Origin of the sequence: Nocardia sp. BSTN01, assembly GCF_015354405.1 — a bacterium.
Taxonomy (GTDB): Bacteria; Actinomycetota; Actinomycetes; order Mycobacteriales; family Mycobacteriaceae; genus Nocardia.
Window position 1 is genome coordinate 1 of record NZ_JADKYP010000018.1, and the last position, 22,849, is coordinate 22,849.

Here is a 22,849-nt window from a genome sequence, read left to right on the forward strand (position 1 = left end):
TTTTCGCGCAATATCGCCGAGGTTTGCACGGAAAGTTCAGGGAAGCTCTGCCGTCAGCGACGCCAGAACAGGTGGTGCGTCACACCACTCGGACTCGGCACCCGCTCCAAGTGAAAGCGGTCCGTGAGCTCGTCCGGGCTGGTCCACAATCTTTCGCCGCCGCCGAGGTCGACCGGCGCGACGGCGATGTGCATCTGATCGATGAGATCCGCCTCGAGGAATTCGCGGATGGTGGAGACGCCACCGCCGATACGCACATCCATGCCGTCGGCAGCGTCGAAAGCCTTCTTCAGAGCCTCCTTCGGCGATGCGTCGAGGAAATGAAATGTGGTGTCCCCCAGTGTGATAGAAGGCCGCGGATAGTGGGTGAGAACGAATACCGGCGTACGAAACGGCGGTTCACCACTCCACCACCCCTGCCAGTCGTAGTTCTCCCACGGCCCGCGCTGCGGACCGAACTTGTTGCGCCCCATGATCTCCGCGCCGATGTTGTTGCGATAGTCACGAGTGAAGTAGTCATCGAGACCGTAAGTTCCACCGGGCTCGGTACGGGTGGGCCAGTGCGCCGTGGGGCCACACCACGCGAACAACGCGCTCGGATCGGCATGCCCGAACGGCCGTTCCAGACTCTGCCCTTCCCCGGCCCCATAGCCGTCACTGGAGAGGTTGAAGTTCTGGACCCGAACCAACTGTGACATCGAAACCCTTTCCGATTGCAATGCGCAACCAGTCGAAGGTACCGATACTGCTCTCGTTTTGCAATCAGTTGCGAAGCCCTTTCCCCGCGCAAATCCCGGATGTGCGCCGACCAGCTCGCCGAGATCCAGATCGAGGCGCACGCGCTGCGCCGCCCTCTGATCGGTGGTCGTGGTCGTCGATCACGGCGCCCTCAGATGGCGCCCTCCTGCACCGGATAGTCGATGACGACCACACCGCCGGTGGCGTAGTTGACGACGTCGGCGGCCGCCCGCCGGCCGTACTGTGACGCCCGCATCGCGGCCAGGGCGGCGGCGTCGGCGAAGTCGGCTTCGAAGACCGCGAAATACGGCGCTTCTCCGTTGGTCGCCGCCACGTCGAAGCTGTAGCGCCACCCGAGCAGGCCGGGCCACTTCGTGACCAGCGGAAGGTGGTTGTTCACGTAGTAGTCGCGGAAGTGGCCGGGGTCGGCGGGCTTGGGATACAGGACTACCAACTTATGCATGACTGCCTCCGGTCGGTGTGAGTGCGGTGTCCCGTACCGCGGTCGGTTGCATCGGCATGTGCGCAGGTTAGGGCTTGATGTGTGGTCGAGGGAAAGACCGGGACGCGATAGACTCAGAACGGATCGTTATCAATCGGCAGGGAGGGCACGGGGTGCCGGATACGGTGAGCCTGCGGTACTTCCTGGTGCTGGCGCAGGAGTTGAACTTCACCCGCGCGGCCGCACGGATCGGGATCGCGCAGCCCGCACTCAGTGCCCGGATGCGCCGATTGGAGGCGGAACTCGGTACGAGCCTGCTGGTTCGCACCACGCGTAGCGTCGTATTGACCACGGCCGGTGCGGCTTTGGCGGAGTCCGCGCCGCCCGCGCTGGCGGCACTGGACCGGGCATGGGATACCGCCCGGAATGCGGGGGCCGGGGAACTGGGCACGCTGCGCATCGGATACAGCCTCAGCACGGGGGCCGAGACGGCACCGGCCCTGGTGGACAGGCTCATTCGCAGCAGCCCGGGACTCGAGGTGGGTGCGGTCCCGATGGCGACACCGGAGATCTCCCCCGCGGTCGCCGACGGCCGCATCGATGCGGGGATCACCCGCGGGGAACAGCCGGGTCGTGGCGTGCGCCGGTTCCTGCTGCGGCGTGAGCGCGTCGGGGTGCAATTGGCGCAGCATCATCCGCTGGCCGAACACCCGGAGATCGAGATCGCCGACGCGGCCGCGTATCCGCTGCGACTCCCCGACCGTACGGCCAACCCGGTGGTCCACGATCAGCTGTTCGCACTGTTCCACGACACCCGGCCGAGACCCCGATTCCACACGCCCGCAGTCTCTTTCGACATGTCTCAGCGCGACCTACGCGACGGGCTCACCCTCGCCCCGGCAGGTGAAGTCGCGGTCACGACACAACCGGCCGGTCTCACGTGGCGACCGCTGCGGGGCGCACCCAGCTTGACCATCCACCTGGTCCTCCCGCGCGTACAGTCACCACTACACCGCCGCATCCGTACCGTCGCCAAAACCCTTGCGCACGAGCTGCATTGGCTGCCGGACTGAGCAGGCCTTTCCCGGAAAGTGACGAAAGGCTTGTCGGATGCCGGACGAGCGATAGGAGGACTCGCCCGCGCACGGCTCACGCTGCGCGTAGGGGCTGGGGCACCACACCGCCCGCCGCGAAACAACAACTGTCATCACATGATTCGGAGGGTCGCGGGGTGGGCGGTCCGCCCCGGTGACGCCCGCCCCGCGACTGGCGATGGGACAGCCCGACCAACCCGACCGAACCGTCCCGTGTAACGCACAACGCGGCTACCGGCGGCTGGATGCCGCCGGTAGCCGGGCGTTATGCGCGGGTCATCGCTTGATCAGCGCGCCCAAGGCGGTGATCGAGGCCCGGCGTTCGTAGGCGATCCAGGCGAAGATCGCCGTGAGCGCCAGCGGGAAGGGGGCCAATTCCGGGGTGTCGGCCAGGAAGGCGTTGAAGCCGGCGGCGAGGAAGGTGACGATCGCCAGCCCGATCGCGGCGGCCGCGGTCAGGCGCGGCACCATGAGTCCGATCCCGCCCGCGACCTCGGCGAGACCGATGAAGACCAGCAGCGCCAACGGGATCGAGAAGGCGGTGGCGTTGTTTTCCATCAGGGTCTGCGGGATGACGAGCTTCGGGCCGCCGGAGGCGATGACGAAGAACAGACCGAGCACGATCTGCAGGGTCCACAGGACGCGGTTACGGATCTTGCCGGGGCGGACGGCGGCGGTGGTCTGGGTGGCGGCGATGGCGGTCATTTCTTGTTCCTTCCGGGTCGGTCGCGCCGGGTTGGTGGCGCGTTCACCAGCAAGGACGGAGGCGGTCCGGAAAACTCATCGCCGCCGTCGAAAGAACTTTCACCGCGCTGACCGAACCGGCCAGATAGCCGCGCCAGCGAAACGACAGAGCCCCCGCCCGACATCGAACGGGGGCTCAGCAGAGTCGCTACCGGCAGCGATACCCGCGCAGCCTACTTCCTCGCAGACGCTAATCCGCTACACGTTGAAGCGGAACTCGACTACGTCCCCGTCGTGCATGACGTAGTCCTTGCCTTCCATCCGCACCTTGCCCGCGGACTTGGCGGCGGCCATGGAGCCGGCTTCGACCAGGTCGTCGTAGGCCACGATTTCGGCCTTGATGAAGCCGCGTTCGAAGTCGGTGTGGATGACGCCGGCTGCCTTGGGGGCGGTGTCGCCCTGGTGGATGGTCCACGCGCGGGCCTCTTTCGGGCCGGCGGTGAGGTAGGTCTGGAGGCCGAGGGTGTGGAAGCCGGCGCGGGCCAGGGCGTGGAGGCCGGGCTCGGTTTGGCCGATGGATTCCAGTAGTTCGAGGGCGGATTCGGCGTCCAGTTCGAGGAGTTCGGCTTCCACCTTGGCGTCGAGGAAGACCGCATCGGCCGGGGCGACAGCGGCTTTCAGTTCGGCGACGCGGGCCTCGTCGGTCAGGACCGACTCGTCGGCGTTGAAGACGTAGAGGAACGGCTTGGTGGTGAGCAGCGACAGTTCGCGCAGGAGGTCGGCGTCGACTTTGTCGCGGACGGCGTAGAGGGTCTTGCCCTCGTTGAGGAATTCCTGGGCCTGCTTGGCGGCGTCGGCTACCGGCTTGCGGTCCTTCTTGACCTTGGCTTCCTTGTCGAGGCGGACGACCGCCTTCTCGAGGGTCTGCAGGTCGGCGAGGATGAGCTCGGTTTCGATGACCTCGATATCGCTGAGGGGGTCGACCTTGCCGTCGACGTGGACCACGTCGTCGTCGGCGAAGACGCGGACCACCTGGCAGATGGCGTCGGCTTCGCGAATGTTGGCGAGGAATTTGTTGCCCAGGCCGGCGCCCTCGGAGGCGCCCTTGACGATGCCGGCGATGTCGACGAAGGACACCGTCGCGGGGACGATGCGCTCGGAACCGAAGATCTCGGCGAGCTTGTCCAGCCTCGGGTCGGGCAGCGGCACCACGCCGACGTTCGGCTCGATGGTGGCGAAGGGGTAGTTCGCCGCGAGCACGTCGTTGCGGGTCAGCGCGTTGAACAGCGTCGACTTTCCGACGTTGGGCAGGCCGACGATACCGAGGGTGAGACTCACGAGTGCAAGAGTCTACGCGGCGCGCGTTCGGCGACCGAATCTGCCCAGGTCGCGACCAGTGCATGGAGTACCCCGGCCAGCGGACCCGAGCGCTCACGGACGGCGAAGCCGCGGCCACCACGCCCGCGTCGTCCATATCCGGACGTTCCGGCACCGGCACGCGGCCGACCGCTTAGAAGGTGGCGGGCAGCGCCAGCGCGCTCTCGATCGCAGCATCCAGAAACGCGAGAGTGTCACGGCGACGTGCGAGCGGATTGCGGTAGGAGCGGAACCCCTCGGCACCGTCGGTGCGGAGGCCCTCGACCACAGCAAGGTATCGGCCTGCTCCGGACGGCAAACCGCCTCCGCGACCCGGCGCACAAACATACACTGCCGCAAAGGATTAGACGTTCCACACCGCCGCCCGAACACCGGGACGACACCCGGCTAAGGTCGATCCATGGCGCAGATCCCTCGACTTCCCGGATTGGGCTTGGCCGATGCCGATTGGCTGGTGAACGCGGCCCTGACGGTCGCCTCCGAACACCGATTTCCGCCGCTGGCGGTGGCGGTGACCGATGTGAGCGGCGCGGTGATCGCGCTGCGACGGGCGGACGGCGGGATGCCGATGACGAGTCGCCTCGCGGTGGCCAAGGCGCGCACCGCACTCCTGACGCTGCATCCCTCGGGACAACTCCCGCTGCCGGGTGCGATCGTCGACAGCATCCAGCATCTCTACGACGGCGATTACATTCCGTTCGCGGGTGGGGTGCTCGTCACTGAGAACGGTGTGATTCTCGGGGCAGCCGGGGCCTCGGGGGCTCACGCGACACAGGACGAAGAGGCCGTGCAGGTCGCCGTGCAGCGGTGGCACGAAAACCGCTCGCACGCAGCCTGATCGAGAAATATGACCATGCCCTCATAGCCGAGGAAGCATGGAGATCGGACCACCAGACCGAAAGGCGGCGTTCGGCTACACCGGATCGGGAGTCGGTGTACCCAACCCGAACTCGGCGCATTCGTCGTCCTGTTCGGGCCGCCCGCCACTGACCGCGACCGCGCCGAGTACGACACCGTCGCGACGAATCAGCCGCGAGCCCGCACCCACCACGATCGGTGTCGGCGCCAGCTGATCGATGCGATCGAAGAGGGCGGGCCAAGCCTTCTGGAGCTGCTGCAGTTCACCGCCGTCGCGATGGAACAGGGCGACGCCGGACGCCTTCGCGGGCGCGATGCGGGCCGAGAGCGGTGGCGCACCGTCCATCCGATCCAGCACCCGCACGTGCCCACCCTCGTCCACGACGGCCACGGTCACGCGCGCACCCAATTCCGCAGCGCGAGAGCGCATCCGAGCACTGATGGCATGCGCTTCATCCAGCGTGAGCGACATCTTCTCCACCTCCGATATTCGTTGGCCAAACCAACGGTTTATCCAAGCGACGCTACCCCACATTCGTTGGACCGTCCAACGAATCCTCTAGACTGCAACGCATGGACGACACGCCCGCACGCCTGCGCGGCAAACCGAGCTGGCTGGTCAGCAAGACCGCGGCACTCGCCCAGCGGCACATCGGAGAAGCGATGTCGGCGGTCGGCGCCCGCGGCTACCACTTCGCGATTCTGGCCGCGCTCGACGAGTTCGGGCCCGCGAGCCAGGTGGCGATCGGGCAGCGGTGCCGCATCGACCGCAGCGATATGCACGCCATGCTGACCGAACTCGAGGCGCAGAAATACGTTGGGCGGAAACCGGATCCGGACGACCGCCGCCGCAACCTGATCACCCTCACCGCAGCCGGTAAACGACGACTGCATGAACTGGACGCCGCATTGACCGCCGCCCAGGACGAGATATTCGGCGGACTGACAACGCCAGAGCGCGACCGGTTGGTCAGGCTGCTGACCCGCGTGCTGGACCGGCACGGGAACGACTAGCAGAACCGGCCGAGTACGCCAGGCGACCACGAGTGGCCCCTACCCTCTGCGAGTTACGATTGCGGCATGGTCCTGCCCGGAATCGACCGCCCCGACCTCCCCGAATACATGACGTGGGAGGAACTGGAACGGCTTCCGGCGGACGTGGCGGACCAGATCGAACTGTGGGAAGGGCGGGTCGTGTGGTTGCGCCGCGGCCCACGCGAGCATCAGCGCTTCACCCGCCGGCTGACGAACGAATTCGAGCGCTGTGTGCGCGAGGACATGAGCCTGCGCCCGGAACGATGCTGGGAGGCGGAAGCCGAAACGAATGTCTTCCTCGGCAGCGCGGGCAAGAACGACTTCCTCACTCCGGATTTCCTCGTACACCGATGCTTGCCGCCCTATGCCGATGTCCGCGCTGCGGACACGGTTCTGGTCGGAGAGGTGCGGTCACCGTCGAACAGCCAGACCGATATGGAAGCGAAGAAAGCCCGGTACGCGAGCGCCGGAATTCCTTGGTATTGGGAAGTGACGCTACAACGCGACGTGAGTTCGATCGATGTTGTTCGCGCCTATGGGCTCGAAGTCGGTCACGCGCGGCTGCCGGACGGTGTGACGCCGTTACGACCGGCCAATTATCTGCTGGTCGGCGAATGGACACACGACGACGAGGCTGGAATTGCCTTCGGATACCCCTTCAATATCACGATGCCCTGGTCTGCCATCGCCTTCTGAGAGCCCGAACGGGGCGTGCCGGCCATCGCGTGTCGGCACGAAACCCGTTCTCGCGGAGGGTGACCAGCAGACTCAGGCGCGCGGGTTGCGGCCGAGGTAGCGCAGCAGTGTGTCGACGGCGGTATCGCCGGGCTCGGCATCCAGCACCGGCGCGTAGGCACCCCACTGGCGCAGCGGTTCGATCAGATCCGTTGCGGCAGTGAGGAGATGGGTGGCCAGGATGTCGGTGAGCGGGGAGGGCCGGCCGGTGGCGATCGCGATATCCCAGGCGTGGACGGCGGCGTCGAGGGCGGCCATGACGGCGGCGACGGGGGTCGGGAGGGCCCCGTGCGGGAGCGGGGTGGGGACGGTTTCGGCGTCGTCGGTGACGGTGGTCCAGGCGGTGGCGGTCTGGTCGAGGGCCGCAGAGATCAACTGCACGCCGGTGCCGTCCAGCGAGCCGGAGGGGGCGAACGGGTCGTAGGCGGGGCCGGTACCCACCCCGAGGGCCGCGGCGAAGGCGAGCTGATCACCGGCGGCATGCTGGACGACCTGGGTGACGGTCCACTGCGAGCACGGGGTGGGCAGGTCCCACTCGGCGGCGCCGATTCCCGCGACCGCGTCGGCGAGGGCACGGTAGGAGTCGGCGACGACGTCACGCCAGACGGGGGCGAGAGCGGCGGCGGGGGCAACAGAGGTGGCGTTCATCGGAGGGCCTTTCGTTCTTCGTTTTCGGCGTTGAACTCAGACTATGCGGCAATTAGGCTTGATTCCTTCCTAATAATCCGTCGCCCGGAAAAGGCAGTGATGTGACCTCCACCACAACTCGCGTGCTGCGCCTGCTGTCGCTGTTGCAGGACCGCACATATACCGGTCGAGAGCTGGCGCAACGCCTCGATGTCAGCGACCGGACTCTGCGTCAGGACATCGCACGACTGCGGGAACTGGGCTATCCGGTCCATGCCGAGCGCGGCGCGGTCGGCGGTTATCGGATCGGCCAGGGCAAGACGATGCCGCCGCTGCTGCTCGACGACGACGAGGCGGTCGCGGTGGCGGTGGCGATCGGCCTCGCGGAGGACGGATCCACCGGGATCGCGGACATCGACGAGAATGTGGCGCGGGCGCTCGCCAAGTTGGAGCGGATCCTGCCGGTTCGGTTGCAGCGCAAGGTGACAGCGTTGCGCACGGCCACCGAGATCGGTCCCGCGACGACCGGCTCACGCGAACCCGACGCGCCCGTGCCGGCGCAAACCCTCGCCACCATCGCGTCGGCGATTCGCGGTACCCGGGTCCTGAACGTCGACGGCGGACGCCTCGAGCCGTATCGGCTGATCAATTGGCAACGCCGGTGGTATCTCGTCGCTTACGACCTCGAAAACCATTGCTGGCGCGCCCTTCCCGTGGCCGCCATCGACGACGTCGCGACCGGTTCCCACCACTTCGCAGCCCGCGCCCTGCCCGATGACGATCTGGTGGCGTTCGTGCTGCGGGAAATCGCCACGGCCGGTTGGCGAGTCCACGCCCGGGTCACGGTCCTGGCGCCGGCCGACACCGTGATCGCGCGCATCAACCCGGCCGTCGGCGTGGTGGAACCCGTCGACGCGCAGTCGTGTGTGCTGTACACCGGTGCGGACACTTTGGAGACGATCGCGATCTACCTCAGCATGTTGATGATGGACTTCCGCGTCGACGAGCCGCCCGAACTCGTGGACCACATCCGGACACTGGGCCGTCGTTATTCATCGGCTGTCCCGACCGAATAGCGCTTTCGATGGCCCCGCAACGACCGCCCGACACACGGCCACCTGCGGTTTCGCCCCCGAGGCGGGGATCCGGTCCGGTGAACAGTTCCTGAACGGGGTGCGGATCCCACCGTGGGCTCGCCCGATTCGGCGGGATTCCGCTACCTTGAGTCAGTTCCACCTGATGTCCGGCCGGAAGCTCCTCTTCGATCGGACCTAGACCAGCACGGGAGAGTAGCTCGCATGGCGACCATCGAATACCTCCGAACCGAGCCGGAGCTGCCTCCCGTCGGGATCGTCGACCGCCGGCCGATCACGCCCGCCAAGAAGGCGATCTTCGCGGCCATCGCCGTCTTCGGCGCGGTCGCCTGGGCGATCCTCGCCGTCGCCCGCGGCGAGAACGTCAACGCGGTATGGATCGTCATCGCGGCGGTGTGCACCTACATCATCGCCTACCAGTTCTACGCCCGGCTGATCGAATGGAAGATCACCAAGCCCCGCGACGACACCGCCACTCCAGCAGAGGAATTGGAGAACGGCACGGACTACATGCCGATGGACCGGCGGGTCCTGTTCGGCCATCATTTCGCCGCCATCGCCGGCGCCGGGCCGCTGGTCGGGCCGGTACTCGCGGCGCAGATGGGGTATCTGCCGGGCACGCTGTGGATCGTGATCGGCGTCGTGCTCGCGGGCGCCGTCCAGGACTATCTGGTGCTGTGGGCTTCGGTGAAGCGCCGCGGCCGCAGTCTCGGGCAGATGGCTCGCGACGAACTCGGTGTGGTGGGCGGCGTCGCGGCGCTGATCGCGGTGCTGGTGATCATGGTGATTCTGCTGGCCGTCCTGGGCATCGTGGTGGTCAACGCGCTCGCCGCGACGAAGGGCGCCGACGGGCAACTGCACGGCGGCAGCCCGTGGGGCGTGTTCTCGATTTCGATGACGATTCCGATCGCGCTGCTGATGGGTCTGTACCTGCGCTACGTGCGGCCGGGCAAGGTCGGCGAGATCTCCGTCGTCGGATTCGTGCTGTTGCTGCTCGCCATCGTGTCGGGACGCTGGGTGTCGGAATCCGGCTGGGGCCGTGACCTGTTCACCCTCTCCGGCACCACCATCGCGTGGATGCTGATCATCTACGGCTTCATCGCCTCGGTGCTGCCGGTATGGCTGTTGCTGGCGCCGCGCGACTATCTGTCGACGTTCATGAAGGTCGGCACCATCGTGCTGCTGGCTCTGGGCGTGGTGATCACCATGCCGGTGCTGCACGCGCCCGCGGTCTCCCAGTTCGCCGGCAACTCCAAGGGTCCGGCGTTCGCGGGCAGCCTCTTCCCGTTCCTGTTCATCACCATCGCCTGCGGTGCGCTCTCCGGATTCCACGCCCTGGTGTCCTCGGGCACCACGCCGAAACTGCTCGAAAAGCAGTCGCAGGCACGGATGATCGGCTACGGCGGCATGCTGATGGAGTCGTTCGTCGCGGTGATGGCGATCATCGCGGCCAGCATTCTCGACCAGCATCTGTACTTCGCGATGAACACCGGCGGCCTCACCAGCGCGCAGGCCGCCGCGGACAAGGTGAACGCCCTCGGACTCGGCGGGACACCGATCACCGCGAACGAGTTGAACCAGGCCGCCCACGACGTGGGTGAACAGGCGATCTACTCGCGCACCGGCGGCGCGCCGACACTGGCCGTCGGCATGGCCGAGGTGATGCACAACTTCATCGGCGGCGCCGCGATGAAGTCGTTCTGGTACCACTTCGCGATCATGTTCGAGGCGCTGTTCATCCTGACCACCATCGACGCCGGCACTCGCGTCGCGCGCTTCATGCTGTCGGACACGCTCGGTAACCTCGGCGGCCCGGCGCGCAAATTCAAGGATCCGTCCTGGCGGCCCGGAGCCTGGCTGTGCACCTTCGTCGTGGTCGCCGCCTGGGGTTCGGTCCTGCTGATGGGCGTCACCGATCCGCTCGGCGGTATCTACACCCTCTATCCGCTGTTCGGCATCGCCAATCAGCTCCTGGCCGCGGTCGCGCTGACGGTGGTGCTGGTGATCGTGATGAAGAAGGGGCTGTGGAAGTGGGCCTGGATTCCGGCGCTGCCGCTGATCTGGGATCTCATCGTCACCATGACGGCCTCGTGGCAGAAGATCTTCTCCGGCGACAAGAACATCGGTTACTGGACCCAGCACCGCATCTACAGCGACGCGCGTGACGCCGGGAAGGTGCTCGCGCCGGCCAAGAGCATGGCCGATATGGACAAGGTCGTGCGCAACACGTTCATCCAGGGCTCACTGTCGATCATCTTCGCGGTGCTGGTGTTGATCGTGGCCGCGGTCGGTGTGATCGTGTGCGTTCAGGCGGTGCGGCGCGGTGGTGGAGCCACCACCGAGACTCCGGAAGTGCCGTCGAAGATCTTCGGGCCGTCGGGCTTCCTCACCACCAAGGCCGAGAAGGAGGTGCAGCGCGAATGGGAGGAACTGGAACGCACGGGAGCGGTGAAGGTCCCCGGAGCAGCGCACGCGTCGACTCCGGAACCGGCTTCCTGACAAGCGAATTCGAGGGTTCCGGCGCGGCGGCAGGGGCCGCGCCGGCTCCCTCCGCCGCCACGGATGTGGCGAGAACGCATCGGCGGACCGTCGCGGTTCTCCGGGCGCCGCTGCGTGCGGTCCGGGCGGGAGCCCGCTATCTGAACGCGGTGCTCGGCGGCCAGGACTATCCGCGATATGTGGAACATCTGCGCCGACGGCACCCCGGTCGGCCGATTCCGAGCGAGCGCGAATACTGGCGAGAGCGGCACGCCGCGGCCGATCGCAATCCCGGAACCCGGTGTTGCTGAGCTCGTCGCCGCACCGATCGCCGACGGCCGGGCCGATCGATGTGGCAGCCGAGAGCTGTTCCGCAAATCCAGCTCGCCGGGCTGTCGAACCCGGCGACGAGGCGGCCGATTCCGGTGCGTTCTCGCGAATGCCCGCAGATCCGACGGCCGCAACGTTCGCCGTGTGATCTGCGACCAACCGCGCACCACTCATCCGGCGACTCCGGCCGGCCCGAAATCCTTGCGACGCTGCGGAATAGGCCCTTTGCGGCGGTTATACGCAGCTGCTCTCAGTCGACCGCCCATTGATAGCGCACAGCTATGTCGCTGAAACGTTGTCCCTCGGGGGTAGTTGTCTGATTCCCGCTAGCGCGGGCGGCCTCGGGCTGACAAGGTGGACTGCGTGAGTGTGAACGGTCTGGACTTCGAGCGCTGTTATCGAGCGGTGGCCACCCGCGATGCCCGTTTCGACGGGCAATTCGTCACGGCGGTGCGCACCACCGGAATCTACTGTCGGCCATCGTGTCCTGCTATCACTCCGAAGCGTACGAATGTCACGTTCCTCCCCACCGCGGCCGCCGCGCAGCAGAGCGGATTTCGCGCCTGCCGCCGGTGCCTGCCCGATGCCGCGCCCGGCTCACCACTGTGGAACACCCGTGCCGATCTGGCCGCGCGGGCGATGCGGCTGATCGCTGACGGCGTGATCGAACGCAGCGGCGTCCCCGGCCTGGCCGACAAACTCGGCTATTCGCAGCGGCAACTGACCCGGGTACTCACCGCCGAACTCGGCGCCGGTCCGCTCGCCCTGGCTCGCGCCCATCGCGCTCACACCGCCCGGCTGCTCATCCAGACCACGCGAATGCCCATGTCCGACATCGCCTTCGCGGCAGGTTTCGCCAGCATCCGGCAGTTCAACGACACCGTGCGCGAGGTGTTCGTGGTGAGTCCGACCGTCTTGCGCGAGGAGGCGCGGCGGTTGCGCGGCGACGCACTGCCCGCCACCAACGGCGCCCTGACCCTGCGCCTGCCCTATCGCGAACCGCTCGATGCGAGCTGGCTCGAATGGTTCCTGTCCGCACACGCGGTTCCCGGCCTGGAGAGCTGGGAGGACGGCGTCTACACACGCAGCCTGCGCACCCCGCACGGACATGCCACGGTGCGCGCGAGTATCCACCCCGGCCATGTGCGTGCGAGTCTGGCGCTGCACGATATGCGCGATCTGGCGCCGACGGTCGCGCGGATTCGGCATCTGCTCGACCTGGACGCCGATCCGGTCGGAATCGATGCCGCACTCACCGAGGGTTTCGGGCCCGGCGCGCCGGCGATCGGCGCGGGCATCCGCGTGCCCGGCTGTCTGGACGGCTCGGAGTTGTTGCTGCGCACCATGATCGGACAGCAGATCTCGGTGTCGGCGGCGACCACGCACACCGCCCGCCTCGTCGACGCGCTGGGCGAGAACGTCAACGGCCCGATGCCGCGGCTGTTCCCCACCGCCGAGGCCATCGCCGAACGCGGCGCCGACGTGCTGACCGGACCCGCCCGGCGCACCGCCTCGATCGTCGGCGCCGCCCGCGCGCTCGCCTCGGGTGACCTGCGACTGCACGCCGGCCGGACCGCCGCCGACGTACGCCGCGACCTGCTCGCCATCGACGGTGTCGGCCCGTGGACGGCCGACTACGTGACGATGCGCCTGCTCGCCGATCCGGACATCCTGCTGCATACCGATCTCGTGGTCCGGCAGGGCGCGGCCCAGTACGGAATCGATCTCACCGATACGTCGCGATGGGCGCCGTGGCGGTCGTATCTGTCGATGCATCTGTGGAAGCGCGCGCTGTCCGAACGCACGGCGGTAGCCGGGGCCGCGACCGCGCGAACGGCATCGGCGCGCAACGGCGGATACCTTGCCGGCCGCGACGACGCCACCCGGCCCGCAGCCGCCCGTGCCGCACTCGACCGTCGGGGTGACGCCGCCCGTCCCGGAGCCGCTGCCGCCGATGCCGGCCGTCGCGCGGCCTATCTGGGCGCGCGGCGATGAGCACCGCGGATTACGCGACCGTCCCGACCCCGATCGGGCCGTTCACGGTGATCGCCGATGCCGACGGCGCGGTCCTGGCCTCCGGCTGGACTGCCGACGCGGAGGGGCTGCGCGTATTCATCCATCCGCAACTGCGACCGGCCGCGCTGCGCCGCTACGACGCCCTCGACGAGCTCACCGACACCGTAGAGCGGTATCACCAGGGCGAATTCGAGGCCATCGACGGCGTGGCGGTGCGGCAGATCTCCGGTCCGTTCCTCGAACACGCCTGGTCGGTGCTGCGAGCGGTACCGGCCGGCGCGCCGATCACCTACACCGCGTTCGCGCTCCGGTCCGGCCGCCCGGAGGCCGTGCGCGCCGCCGCCAACGCCTGTGCGCGCAATGCGGCCGCGTTGTTCGTTCCCTGCCACCGGATTCTGCGTACCGATGGCTCGCTCGGCGGCTTCCGCTGGGGGCTGGGCTGTAAACGCTGGCTGCTCGCCCACGAGCGGGCGGCGGAGGACAAGGCCCAGCTCCCGCGCTGAGCTCTCGGATGCACCGGATCCGGCGCACCGAACTCGTGCCGAACAGTCGGTCCGGCGGGCAGAATGCGGAACGACGAAGGAGTTCTGCATGGAAACGATCGTGTCGGTCACCGGTGGCAAGGTCCGCGGCACCACCGAAAACGGGGTGAGCACATTCCTCGGCATCCCCTACGCGGCCGCGCCCGTCGGTCCGGCCCGATTCGACCTGCCGCGGCCGGTCCCCGAATGGGACGGTGTGCGCGATGCGCTGACCTACGGCGCGACCTGTGTGCAATCGCCATATCCCGCGCCGATCCACGCGCTGATCGGCAGCGACGGATTGCCCGGTGACGAATATCTGAATCTGAACGTGTGGACGCCCGAGGTCGGCGGATCCGGTCTGCCGGTCATGGTGTGGATTCACGGCGGTGCCTTCACCCGCGGCTCCAACGCCCGCACCATGTACGACGGCAGTACCTTCGCCCGCGACGGGGTCGTGGTGGTGTCGATCAACTATCGGCTCGGGATCTCCGGCTTCGCCGCCGTACCCGGCGCGCCGCTCAACCGCGGCCTGCACGATCAGATCTTCGCGCTGCGCTGGGTGCGCGACAATATCGCGGCGTTCGGCGGCGACCCCGACACTGTGACCGTCTTCGGCGAATCGGCCGGCGGGATGAGTGTGGTCGACCTGCTGACCGCCGCGCCGGCGCGCGGACTGTTCCGACGCGCGATCGTGCAGAGCGGCAACGGATCCGCGGTGGCCGTGGCCGCCGACGCGGTGAAGGTCGCCGAAAACCTCGCTCGCACACTGGGAATCGAGCCGACGGCCGCGGCCTTCGGCGGACTCGGACCGGACCGGCTGCGGACCGCGCAGGATGCGGTGGCACTGGAGTTGATCACCAATCCGGATCCGAACCGGTGGGGCCGCACGATCATCGACAACGGGCTCGGGATTCTGAGCTTCTTCCCGGTGATCGACGGCGAACTCATCGAGGACCGGCCCGTCGACGTGCTGGACCGCTCCACCGGCCACGCGGTGCCGTTGATCATCGGCTGGACGGCCGAGGAATTCCGGTTCTTCACCTTTCCGACCGGCATCGCGGCCACGCTCACCGACGAGACGCTGGGGCCGGTGCTGTCGCGTTACGGCGTGGACCCCGCCGTGGTGGAGGTCTATGCCGAACAGCGCCCCCAGGCCACACCCGCCGACCTCTTCGCGGCCGTGATCACCGATATGGTCTTCCGCGACGATTCGATGCGCATCGCGGCCGCCAACGCCGCCGCCGGGGCACCGACGCACGTGTACGAATTCGGCTGGCGCAGTGGAGTTCCCGACCTCGGTGCCTGCCACGTGCTGGAGATCCCCTTCGTCTTCGACAAACTCACCGAGGCACATCCGCTGACCGGACCGAACTCGCCGCAGCCACTGGCCGACGAAATCCACCGGGCCTGGGTCGATTTCGCGACGCACGGCGATCCGGGTTGGGCACCGTTCGGAACGGAGCGGCAGGTGCGCAGGTTCGACTTTCCGAACTCGACCACCGTGCCGGATCCGCACGCCGTGCAGCTACGGGCACTGCGCGAATCGGGCAGCCGGTTGCGCCGCGGGTGATCAGGCGACGATCGTGCGCAGCCGGGAGCCGGTCGGTTCCCGGATGACATGGAGGCGGCTGGGAATGCGCTGGCGCATCTCGTCGACGTGGCTGACCACGCCGACCACCCTTCCGCCCGAACGTAATTCGTCCAGCACGCCCATCACGGCGTCGAGGGTGTCGGCATCGAGGCTGCCGAATCCCTCGTCGATGAAGAGGGTGTCCAGGACCAGGCCACCGGATTCCGCCGCGACCACATCGGCGAGGCCGAGCGCCAGTGACAATGAGGCCATGAAGGTTTCACCACCGGACAGTGTTTTCGCGGGACGGACGGCGCCGGTGTAGTCGTCGCGGATGTCGAGGCCGAGACCACCGCGGCGGCCGCGCGGGCCGGCCGCATCGGAATGGACGAATTCGTAGCGGCCGCCCGACATTCGCCGCAGGCGCGCCGACCCGGCGATCGCGACCTCCTCCAGCCGCGCCGCGAGCACATAGGAGCGCAGAGACATGCGGCGGTTGTTGGCGCCGCGGCCCGCGACCACGTCGGCGAGACCCTCGAGTTCGGTGTGCGCCTGCTGGAGCGGTGCGATGCGGTCGGCCGCGGCCCACAGCTGACCGCCGAGTTCCTCGAGTTGGGCTACGCGGCGGGTGCTTTCGGCGTGCGCGGCGACCGCGGCGTCCAGCGCGCGGCGCGCCTCGGCCACCGCCGCCTCGACCTCGGTGAGGTTCACCGCTTCGGCGTCGGCCGCGGCCCGGACCTCGGGTTCGGCGAGAACCGCTTCGGCGTGGGCGCGGCGGCGGTCGGCGGCGACGAGTTCGGCCTCCATCTCGGTCTGCTGCTGCGGGGTGCGGGTCGCGGCCGCGACGACCTTCGCGTAGGCCGCGAGCACCGCGTGGTCGGGTGCGTCCGACGCCGAGCGTCCCGGCTGCGGCTCGGTGGCGACCTGCAGGTCGGCGGCGCGGGCCGTGTGTTCGACGCGGCGGGCGAGGTCGGCGAACTGATCGCCGGCGACGGAGGCGTCGGTGCGGGCGGTGAGCAGATCCGTGGCGTCGGCGATGAGCGCTTCCAGGCGGGCGCGGCGACGCTCCACCGTGCCGTCGGCACCGGCGGCGACCCGGACTCGCTCGCTGAGTTCGGCCAGCCGCCGATCGGCGGCCAGAATGCGTTCCTGCACGGCGCTGCCACGGCTTTCCAGTTCCCGCAGGCGCGCGTGCAGTTCGGTTTCGGCGGTGCGCAGCCGCTCCACCTCGGCGGTGCGGTCGGCGGCGGCGCTCGCCTGCTGTTGCGCGGACCGGAACTGTTCGGTCGCCGCGTTCACGGCGGCGGCCAATTCCGTGTGATCGCCGTCGCCGCCGCGCTCCACGAGCAGTTCGATCCGCCGTTCCAGCTCCGTGCGGCGGGTGAGGGCACGGTCGCGGAGCTGTTCGGCGGCGCGTTCCGCCTGAACCGCCGCCTCCTCGTCGGATTTCGCGACGGTGACGGCGGTGGGCCGGGCCGGGGCCGGATGATCGCCGGAACCGCATACGCTGCACGGTTGCCCCTCGACGAGCGCACCCGCCAGCTCGGCCGCCATACCGGCGAGACGACGTTCGCGAATATCGAGGGTGCGCTCGCGCGCATCGGCGTGCGCGGCGCGGGCCCGCTCGAATGCCTCGGTGGCCGTGGACAATTCCTTCCGCGCGCCCACCAGCTCGACCGCCGCCTCCGCCGCGGCACGCGTGCGCTCGCATTCGCGTTCCAGGCCCGGCAACGCTGCCCGCGCATCCGCCGCCTCCCGCAGCGCCACCTCGGCCGAGCGGATGGCCTGCGGCAACTGCTCCCTGCGCTGCGCCAGCTGCTCCAGCTCTTGGGACGCGGCGGTGTATTCCGTTCGCAGACCGGCCAATTCGGTGGTCAGGCGTACGGCGTTCTCCGCGTCGGCGCGAACCTCTTCCAGGGAGCCGATGTGCGCCGACCACCGTTGGACGGCCGCGTCGATACCGCGCGGAGTTGTGGTGTGCACAGTGTGGTCCGCCGAGCGCGGGTTATCGTCCACCGAACGCAGATTCGAGTGGGCACCCCCAGAAGCACCAGGCGTCCCGGCCTCGGCTGCGACAGCAGGACCGGCCGCCGCGGTGCGCGAGTCGTCGTATTCGCCGGCCGGGGCATCATCGCCCGCACAGGGAATCTTCTGCTCGCCCGACGGGCCGGGCCCGTTCTGCGCGCCGGAGCGAGTCCGGTCACCACGTGACTCCGTCGCCATTGAGGGGCGGACGAGGTCGATGGAGAACAACTCCAATTCGACCGGCTCGTCCACCGCATCGTGCCCCTCCGGCGGAGGAACGGAGAGTGCGAACAGCGTTGCTTCGTCGGTTGTTTCGGCGTCGCCGTGATCGCTCGCCACTGTGGCCGCCGTTGCCCGAGGCCTGTCCTCTGCCCCTGCGGACTTCCCGGCATGCGCTTCTCCGGAGCGGCTCCATTCGGCCGCCATTACGTCATCGGTCGACGCGGGATCGGCTCCTCCGGCGACTTGTCCGTGGTCGGCGGCCGTGCCGGTCGGAACCGATTCCGCAGCGGATCGGCTGCCCCCGCTCGAGTGCACCGAGTCCAGACCGTGGCCGCTCCCGCCTGCGGTAACGGCAGCTCCCTCTTCGTCGGCGTCGGCGCGGCCGATCTCCGGAATGGCCGACAACTCCTCGGCCAGCTCAGTGTCCGCCAATTCGGCAGCGACGAGATCGCTTGCGGCCCAGGTCGTTCCGGGAAGTTCCGCGGATTCGGGTTCGAGCAGGCGGATGGCCAGGCGTTCGGCCAGGTCACGGGCTTCGTCGGTGCGACGGCGCAGGGTCATGGCGGCGGTGCGGGCGTCGGCGAGCGCGGCCGCCACCGGTTCGACGCGGCGGGCGCGGTCCAGATCGGCCTGCACCCGGTCGCGATGGGACGCGCCGGCGGTGTAGTCGTCGAGGTGGCGACGGGCGATCGCGGCGCGTTCGCGGCGTTCCTGCACACGGCGATGTTCCTCGGCGGCGGACTGTCGCCGCGCCGAATCCTGCTGGCAGCGGGCCAGATCCGCCGCTGAACGCTCAGCCTCGGCGCGGGCCTGCGTGAGAAGTTGCTGTGACCATTCCACGGCCTCGAGCGGGCCGACGGCTTCGGTGGCGCCCCGGCCCGCCGTAATCGCGACCTGGGCGATCAGGCGGTCGACGCTCTGGCGGTGGGTGTCCAGCTGCGCGCCGCTCTCCCGCCGCCGCTGGGCCAGCCACTGTTCGGCCGTACCGAAGCGTTCGGTGTCGAACAGTCGCTCGAGCAGCTTTTCCCTATCCTCGTTGTCCGAGCGCAGGAACCGCGCGAAGTCGCCCTGTGGGAGCAGCACCACCTGGAAGAACTGATCGGCGCTCATCCCCAGCAGCCGGCTCACCTCGTCGCCGATATCGGGGATGCGCGACAGATGTTGTCCGCGCCCGTCCAGCCATTCCAGTGTCGCGGCGGCCTGTTCGGTCCGCAGACCGGTGCCGCGCTTCTTCGGCCGCTCGAACTCCGGCGATCTGGTCAGGCGCAGCCGACGGCCGCCGAGCGTCGCCTCCAGCACCACCCGCGGCGCGGTCTGCGCATCGGCGTGGTCGGAATGCAGGCGCTTGCTCTCCCCGCGCGCCCCCGGCACCCGGCCGTAGAGCGCGAACGCGATCGCGTCGAGCACCGTCGTCTTCCCCGCGCCGGTATGACCGTGCAGCAGGAACAGACCGTCGGCGCCGAGTTCGTCGAAATCGACCCGAGCCGTCTCGGCGAACGGCCCGAAAGCCGTGAGCTCCAGCCGATGCAGCCTCATGCGGCCCCCGCCCGGGCATCGGTCATGCCGACAACTCCGCCGAGGCCGCCACCACTTCGGCGGCGGGTTCGCGTCGGGCCGCGGACAGCGCCTGCTCGATCAGCGCCATCTCCCCCGCGGTCGGTTCACCGCGCACATCGCTGAGGAAGCTGTGCGCGATCTCGCTGTCACGGCGGCCATGGACCCGTTCGCGGTAGCGCAGCTGCGCATTACCCTCCGGGCGAGACCATTCCACGTGCACCGCGTGCGGGAACCGCTCGCGCAGCCGGCGCAGCGCATCGACGGGGCGGGCGTGGTCGGTGAGCACCGCGGAGACGTAATCGTCCTCGGCGTCGGCATATTCGGCCGCGGACAGCAGATCGTCCAGCACGCCGGTCAGCTGACGCAGGCCACGCACCACCGGCAGATCGTGGCGCCGCACCGACACCAGCCCGGCGGCGTCCAGATCGATGATCCACACCGCCTTGCGATGCGACCGCTCCGCGAACGAATACGGCAGCGGCGAGCCGGAATATCGCACCGACTCCGACAACGTCTGCGGCGAATGCAGATGGCCCAGCGCCACGTAATCGATGCCCTCGAAGGCGCTCAGCGCAACGGTCTCCACCCCGCCCACCGCGATCGAACGTTCCGAACCGGTCGCCTCGGCACCGACCACGAAGGCGTGTGCCAGCACCACGGTGCGCGGATCACCGCGGCGTTGCCGGTCCGCCCGGATACGCGCCAGCGCGGCGTCCAGGATCTCGGCATGCGAACGTGCCTGCGGCACATCCAGTTCCGCGCGGGTGATCTCGGGCTCCAGATACGGGATGCCGTAGCAGGCGACGGGTCCGTGCTCGTCGGTGAGCACGACCGGCCGGTCCACCTCCGCCACCGACGTCCGCAGATGCAGTCCGCCCGCCGCGGCGAAGCTGCCGAGGGCGCCCAGCCGAGTGGGTGAATCGTGATTGCCCGAGGTCGCGACGATCGTCGCCCCCGCGGCGCGGATCGCCTCGAAACCCTTGTTGCACACCGCTATCGCGTCCGCGCTCGGAATCGACCGGTCGTAGACGTCACCCGATACCACGACCACGTCGACCTGCTCCGCGGCCACCAGCTCCGCCACGGCCTCCAGCGCACGCGCCTGATCGGCCAGCAGGTCGACACCGTGAAAGGTGCGCCCGATGTGCCAGTCCGAGGTATGCAGCATCCGCATGTGGGAAGAGGCTAAGCCATCTCACCGACAAGTACACGCACCCGCCCCGCGTGACGCCGAGCTGCGCTTCGGTCGACGGGATACCGGAATGTTCTCGGCGGGCCGAGAACCCGCCGGAGCGAAGCGGAGGCAATTGAACGCTGTCGGTGGGATGGGGCACTATCGGGGCCATGACCGCATCGATGCTGTTCGCGTTGTTGTTGGTGTTCTGCGCGGGGGCCGGCCTCGGGTGGCTGGGGCATGCCGCCCGGGCGGGACAGCGAGCGGCCACGGCCGAAGCTCGCCTCGCGGCGCTGCGGGACAACGAACAGCTGTTGCGGCAATCGCTCGGCGCCGCGAGTGCGGATGCGGCACGGCACAACTCGCAGGCCATCGGCACCCTGGTCGAACCACTGCGCGAGGCCCTGGGCAGTTTGAACCAGCACATCCAGCAGGTCGAGCACCACCGCATCAACGCCTACTCCGGGCTGCGCGAACAGGTCGCGGGGATGCAGCGGATCTCCCAGCAGTTGTCCACGCAGACCGGTGAGCTGGTGTCGGCTCTGCGGGCGCCGCAGGTGCGCGGGCGCTGGGGGGAAATACAACTCGAGCGGGTCGTCGAACTGGCGGGCATGGCCAAACACTGCGACTTCGACACGCAGGTCACCGCGAACGGCCGCGACGGCCTGATCCGGCCGGATCTGGTGGTACGGCTGGCCGGTGACCGCCAATTGGTGGTCGACGCCAAGGTGCCGCTGACGGCCTATCTGGACGCCACCGGGGAGACGGATCCGCGCCGGCGCACCGACCATCTGGCCCGGCACGCCAAACACCTGCGCGCGCATGTCGACCAACTTGCCGGCAAGGCGTACTGGGAGGCATTCGATCCCAGCCCGGAATTCGTGGTCCTGTTCATCCCGGGCGATCCGTTCCTCGACGCCGCGCTGACCGCCGATGCCGGGCTCCTCGAATACGCGTTCGGCCGCAACGTGATCCTCGCTACACCGACCACCTTGATCGCATTACTGCGCACCGTCGCGTTCGGCTGGCGACAGGAGGCGCTTTCGCGAGATATGGCAACTGTTCAGCAACTGGGCCGGGAGCTCTATACCCGGTTGTCCACCACGGGCAGCCATCTCGACAAGCTCGGCACCCAACTCGGTAAGGCCGTCGACGCTTTCAACCACACCGTGGCCTCGATCGAGTCGCGCGTGATGGTCACCGCGCGCCGGCTGCACGATCTCGACATCGGCGATCGCGCCGTACCGGCAATTGCTCCCGTCCAGTCGTGGCCGCGCGCGGTAGGCTTCTCGGACACCAACGAGTAACTCCGGCAGCAGCCCGGCCTCGACACACGTTCCGGCCGCGGCAGATAGTGTGCTTTACGTGGCAGCTACCCAACGCGAGCGATCCGATGTACCCGCCTCGCACCTCTCGATCGTCCCGTCGGTGCCCGGCATCCCCGCCGGCGCCGCGGTGTTGATCGCGGTGGCGTGCACTTTCATCGGATTTTTCATCGACTCCGGAAACAGCGGCAAGGAGCTGACCCATGTGTTCGCCGCGTTCTACATCATCGGATGTGTGATCGCGGCATGCGTGGTGCGCTATCGCGGCCTGTTCACCACCATGGTGACCCCGCCGCTACTGCTGTTCATCGCCGTCCCCCTGGCCTATCAGCAGCTCACCGGGCACAGCTCGACCTCGGTGAAGGACATTCTGCTGAACCTGGCGATTCCGCTGGTGAACAGATTCCCGACCATGGCGCTGGCGACGGTCCTGGTGCTGGGCGTCGGCGCCCTGCGGGTATGGCTGTACCGCAACGCCGACACCACCGCGCGTCCCACCCGGGAACGCGGTAGCGACAGCTGGAATCCGCGTTCGGCCGCCGGCCGTGCGCGTCGCGCCCGAAGTGAAGCCACCGGCAGCGAGACCCTGTGGCGTAGCTCCCGCGGTCAGAAGCGGGGTGCGGAGGCCGCCAAAACCGCCAAGGCGCCCAAGCGTGGCGATTCGGCTGCTCGCGGATCCGGGACGGCCAAGCGGGCCGCGGAACCGGAACCCGCCCGTGCGGCGCGCCGCACGGGCGGCAAGGTGGCCGAACGCCCGCCGCGTGTCGCCGCGGCCGCGTCCTACCCCCGTACCGGTGAGCGCACCCGGACCGCGGAACGCACCCGAGTCGCCGAACCGCAGCCCCGCCGCGGCCGGCCCCAGCCGGCGAGCGATGTGCCCCCGCATCCGCGGCCGAACGTGCGCTACCGCGACCGCTGAGCCGAATGTCGCGGGCGCCGAACCG

Annotated in this window: 21 protein-coding genes; 12 read left to right on the top strand and 9 right to left on the bottom strand. The window is 68.6% G+C overall.

Annotation, left to right across the window (positions count from 1 at the left end):
• Positions 1-53 precede the first annotated feature (53 nt).
• Together IRT45_RS16795 and IRT45_RS16800 are read right to left on the bottom strand one after the other, a co-directional pair.
• Positions 54-698 (bottom strand): dihydrofolate reductase family protein, encoded by a 645-nt coding sequence (locus tag IRT45_RS16795; protein ID WP_194806878.1) that lies wholly within the window; start codon positions 696-698, stop codon positions 54-56.
• A gap of 191 nt (positions 699-889) precedes the next feature.
• The gene (locus IRT45_RS16800) at positions 890-1,201 is read right to left on the bottom strand and encodes an EthD family reductase (protein WP_194806794.1); all 312 of its coding nucleotides are present in this window, start codon (positions 1,199-1,201) and stop codon (positions 890-892) included.
• A gap of 152 nt (positions 1,202-1,353) precedes the next feature.
• Between IRT45_RS16800 and IRT45_RS16805 the strand changes: the two genes are divergently transcribed.
• Positions 1,354-2,253 carry a LysR family transcriptional regulator gene (locus IRT45_RS16805; RefSeq protein WP_194806795.1) on the top strand — a complete coding sequence of 300 codons (900 nt, stop codon included), beginning with the start codon at positions 1,354-1,356 and terminating at the stop codon, positions 2,251-2,253.
• Positions 2,254-2,550: 297 nt separating this feature from the next.
• Here the strand turns inward: IRT45_RS16805 and IRT45_RS16810 are convergent, their stop codons facing one another.
• From IRT45_RS16810 to IRT45_RS16820, 3 genes are all read right to left on the bottom strand, one after another.
• Positions 2,551-2,979 carry a DoxX family protein gene (locus IRT45_RS16810; protein WP_194806796.1) on the bottom strand — a complete coding sequence of 143 codons (429 nt, stop codon included), beginning with the start codon at positions 2,977-2,979 and terminating at the stop codon, positions 2,551-2,553.
• Between the two features lie 237 nt (positions 2,980-3,216).
• Complete coding sequence (gene ychF / locus IRT45_RS16815) at positions 3,217-4,296, bottom strand: redox-regulated ATPase YchF (protein WP_194806797.1); 1,080 nt, start codon at positions 4,294-4,296, stop codon at positions 3,217-3,219.
• A gap of 172 nt (positions 4,297-4,468) precedes the next feature.
• A complete protein-coding gene (locus IRT45_RS16820; protein WP_194806798.1) occupies positions 4,469-4,633 on the bottom strand; it encodes a hypothetical protein in 165 nt (54 codons plus the stop codon).
• Between the two features lie 102 nt (positions 4,634-4,735).
• Between IRT45_RS16820 and IRT45_RS16825 the strand changes: the two genes are divergently transcribed.
• Complete coding sequence (locus IRT45_RS16825; RefSeq protein WP_174552723.1) at positions 4,736-5,173, top strand: heme-binding protein; 438 nt, start codon at positions 4,736-4,738, stop codon at positions 5,171-5,173.
• A gap of 75 nt (positions 5,174-5,248) precedes the next feature.
• On the opposite strand, the gene IRT45_RS16830 is transcribed toward IRT45_RS16825, so the two are convergent.
• Positions 5,249-5,665 (bottom strand): heme-binding protein, encoded by a 417-nt coding sequence (locus IRT45_RS16830; RefSeq protein WP_194806799.1) that lies wholly within the window; start codon positions 5,663-5,665, stop codon positions 5,249-5,251.
• Positions 5,666-5,766: 101 nt separating this feature from the next.
• On the opposite strand from IRT45_RS16830, the gene IRT45_RS16835 reads away from it, so the two are divergent.
• Both IRT45_RS16835 and IRT45_RS16840 read left to right on the top strand, forming a co-directional pair.
• Positions 5,767-6,207 carry a MarR family winged helix-turn-helix transcriptional regulator gene (locus tag IRT45_RS16835; protein ID WP_194806800.1) on the top strand — a complete coding sequence of 147 codons (441 nt, stop codon included), beginning with the start codon at positions 5,767-5,769 and terminating at the stop codon, positions 6,205-6,207.
• 66 nt (positions 6,208-6,273) lie between these two features.
• A complete protein-coding gene (locus IRT45_RS16840; protein ID WP_228534484.1) occupies positions 6,274-6,924 on the top strand; it encodes a Uma2 family endonuclease in 651 nt (216 codons plus the stop codon).
• A 72-nt stretch (positions 6,925-6,996) separates the two neighbouring features.
• Here the strand turns inward: IRT45_RS16840 and IRT45_RS16845 are convergent, their stop codons facing one another.
• Entirely contained in the window at positions 6,997-7,611 is a 615-nt protein-coding gene (locus IRT45_RS16845; RefSeq protein WP_194806801.1) for a TIGR03086 family metal-binding protein, read from the bottom strand.
• Between the two features lie 101 nt (positions 7,612-7,712).
• On the opposite strand from IRT45_RS16845, the gene IRT45_RS16850 reads away from it, so the two are divergent.
• The 6 genes from IRT45_RS16850 to IRT45_RS16875 all read left to right on the top strand — a co-directional run bounded on the left by IRT45_RS16850 (position 7,713) and on the right by IRT45_RS16875 (position 15,602).
• Positions 7,713-8,666 carry a YafY family protein gene (locus IRT45_RS16850; RefSeq protein ID WP_194806802.1) on the top strand — a complete coding sequence of 318 codons (954 nt, stop codon included), beginning with the start codon at positions 7,713-7,715 and terminating at the stop codon, positions 8,664-8,666.
• Between the two features lie 222 nt (positions 8,667-8,888).
• Entirely contained in the window at positions 8,889-11,183 is a 2,295-nt protein-coding gene (locus IRT45_RS16855; protein WP_194806803.1) for a carbon starvation CstA family protein, read from the top strand.
• A gap of 110 nt (positions 11,184-11,293) precedes the next feature.
• Positions 11,294-11,473, top strand: coding sequence for a YbdD/YjiX family protein (locus IRT45_RS36930; protein ID WP_228534497.1), 180 nt, complete (start codon positions 11,294-11,296; stop codon positions 11,471-11,473).
• 373 nt (positions 11,474-11,846) lie between these two features.
• On the top strand, positions 11,847-13,487 hold the full coding sequence (locus tag IRT45_RS16865) for an AlkA N-terminal domain-containing protein (RefSeq protein ID WP_194806805.1): 1,641 nt from the start codon (positions 11,847-11,849) through the stop codon (positions 13,485-13,487).
• Positions 13,484-14,011: a methylated-DNA--[protein]-cysteine S-methyltransferase gene (locus tag IRT45_RS16870; RefSeq protein WP_194806806.1), complete on the top strand. Its 528-nt coding sequence runs from the start codon at positions 13,484-13,486 to the stop codon at positions 14,009-14,011. Before IRT45_RS16865 ends, IRT45_RS16870 begins: the two co-directional genes overlap by 4 nt.
• An 88-nt stretch (positions 14,012-14,099) precedes the next feature.
• Positions 14,100-15,602: a carboxylesterase/lipase family protein gene (locus tag IRT45_RS16875; protein WP_194806807.1), complete on the top strand. Its 1,503-nt coding sequence runs from the start codon at positions 14,100-14,102 to the stop codon at positions 15,600-15,602.
• Here the strand turns inward: IRT45_RS16875 and IRT45_RS37650 are convergent, their stop codons facing one another.
• Positions 15,603-19,385, bottom strand: coding sequence for an AAA family ATPase (locus tag IRT45_RS37650; RefSeq protein ID WP_194806808.1), 3,783 nt, complete (start codon positions 19,383-19,385; stop codon positions 15,603-15,605).
• Between the two features lie 22 nt (positions 19,386-19,407).
• A complete protein-coding gene (locus IRT45_RS16885; RefSeq protein ID WP_194806809.1) occupies positions 19,408-20,580 on the bottom strand; it encodes an exonuclease SbcCD subunit D in 1,173 nt (390 codons plus the stop codon).
• A 170-nt stretch (positions 20,581-20,750) separates the two neighbouring features.
• Here IRT45_RS16885 and IRT45_RS16890 point away from each other — a divergent pair, with 170 nt between their 5' ends.
• Together IRT45_RS16890 and IRT45_RS16895 are read left to right on the top strand one after the other, a co-directional pair.
• Positions 20,751-21,887 carry a DNA recombination protein RmuC gene (locus tag IRT45_RS16890; RefSeq protein WP_194806810.1) on the top strand — a complete coding sequence of 379 codons (1,137 nt, stop codon included), beginning with the start codon at positions 20,751-20,753 and terminating at the stop codon, positions 21,885-21,887.
• 58 nt (positions 21,888-21,945) lie between these two features.
• Entirely contained in the window at positions 21,946-22,824 is an 879-nt protein-coding gene (locus IRT45_RS16895) for a DUF6542 domain-containing protein (protein ID WP_194806811.1), read from the top strand.
• Positions 22,825-22,849 lie beyond the last annotated feature (25 nt).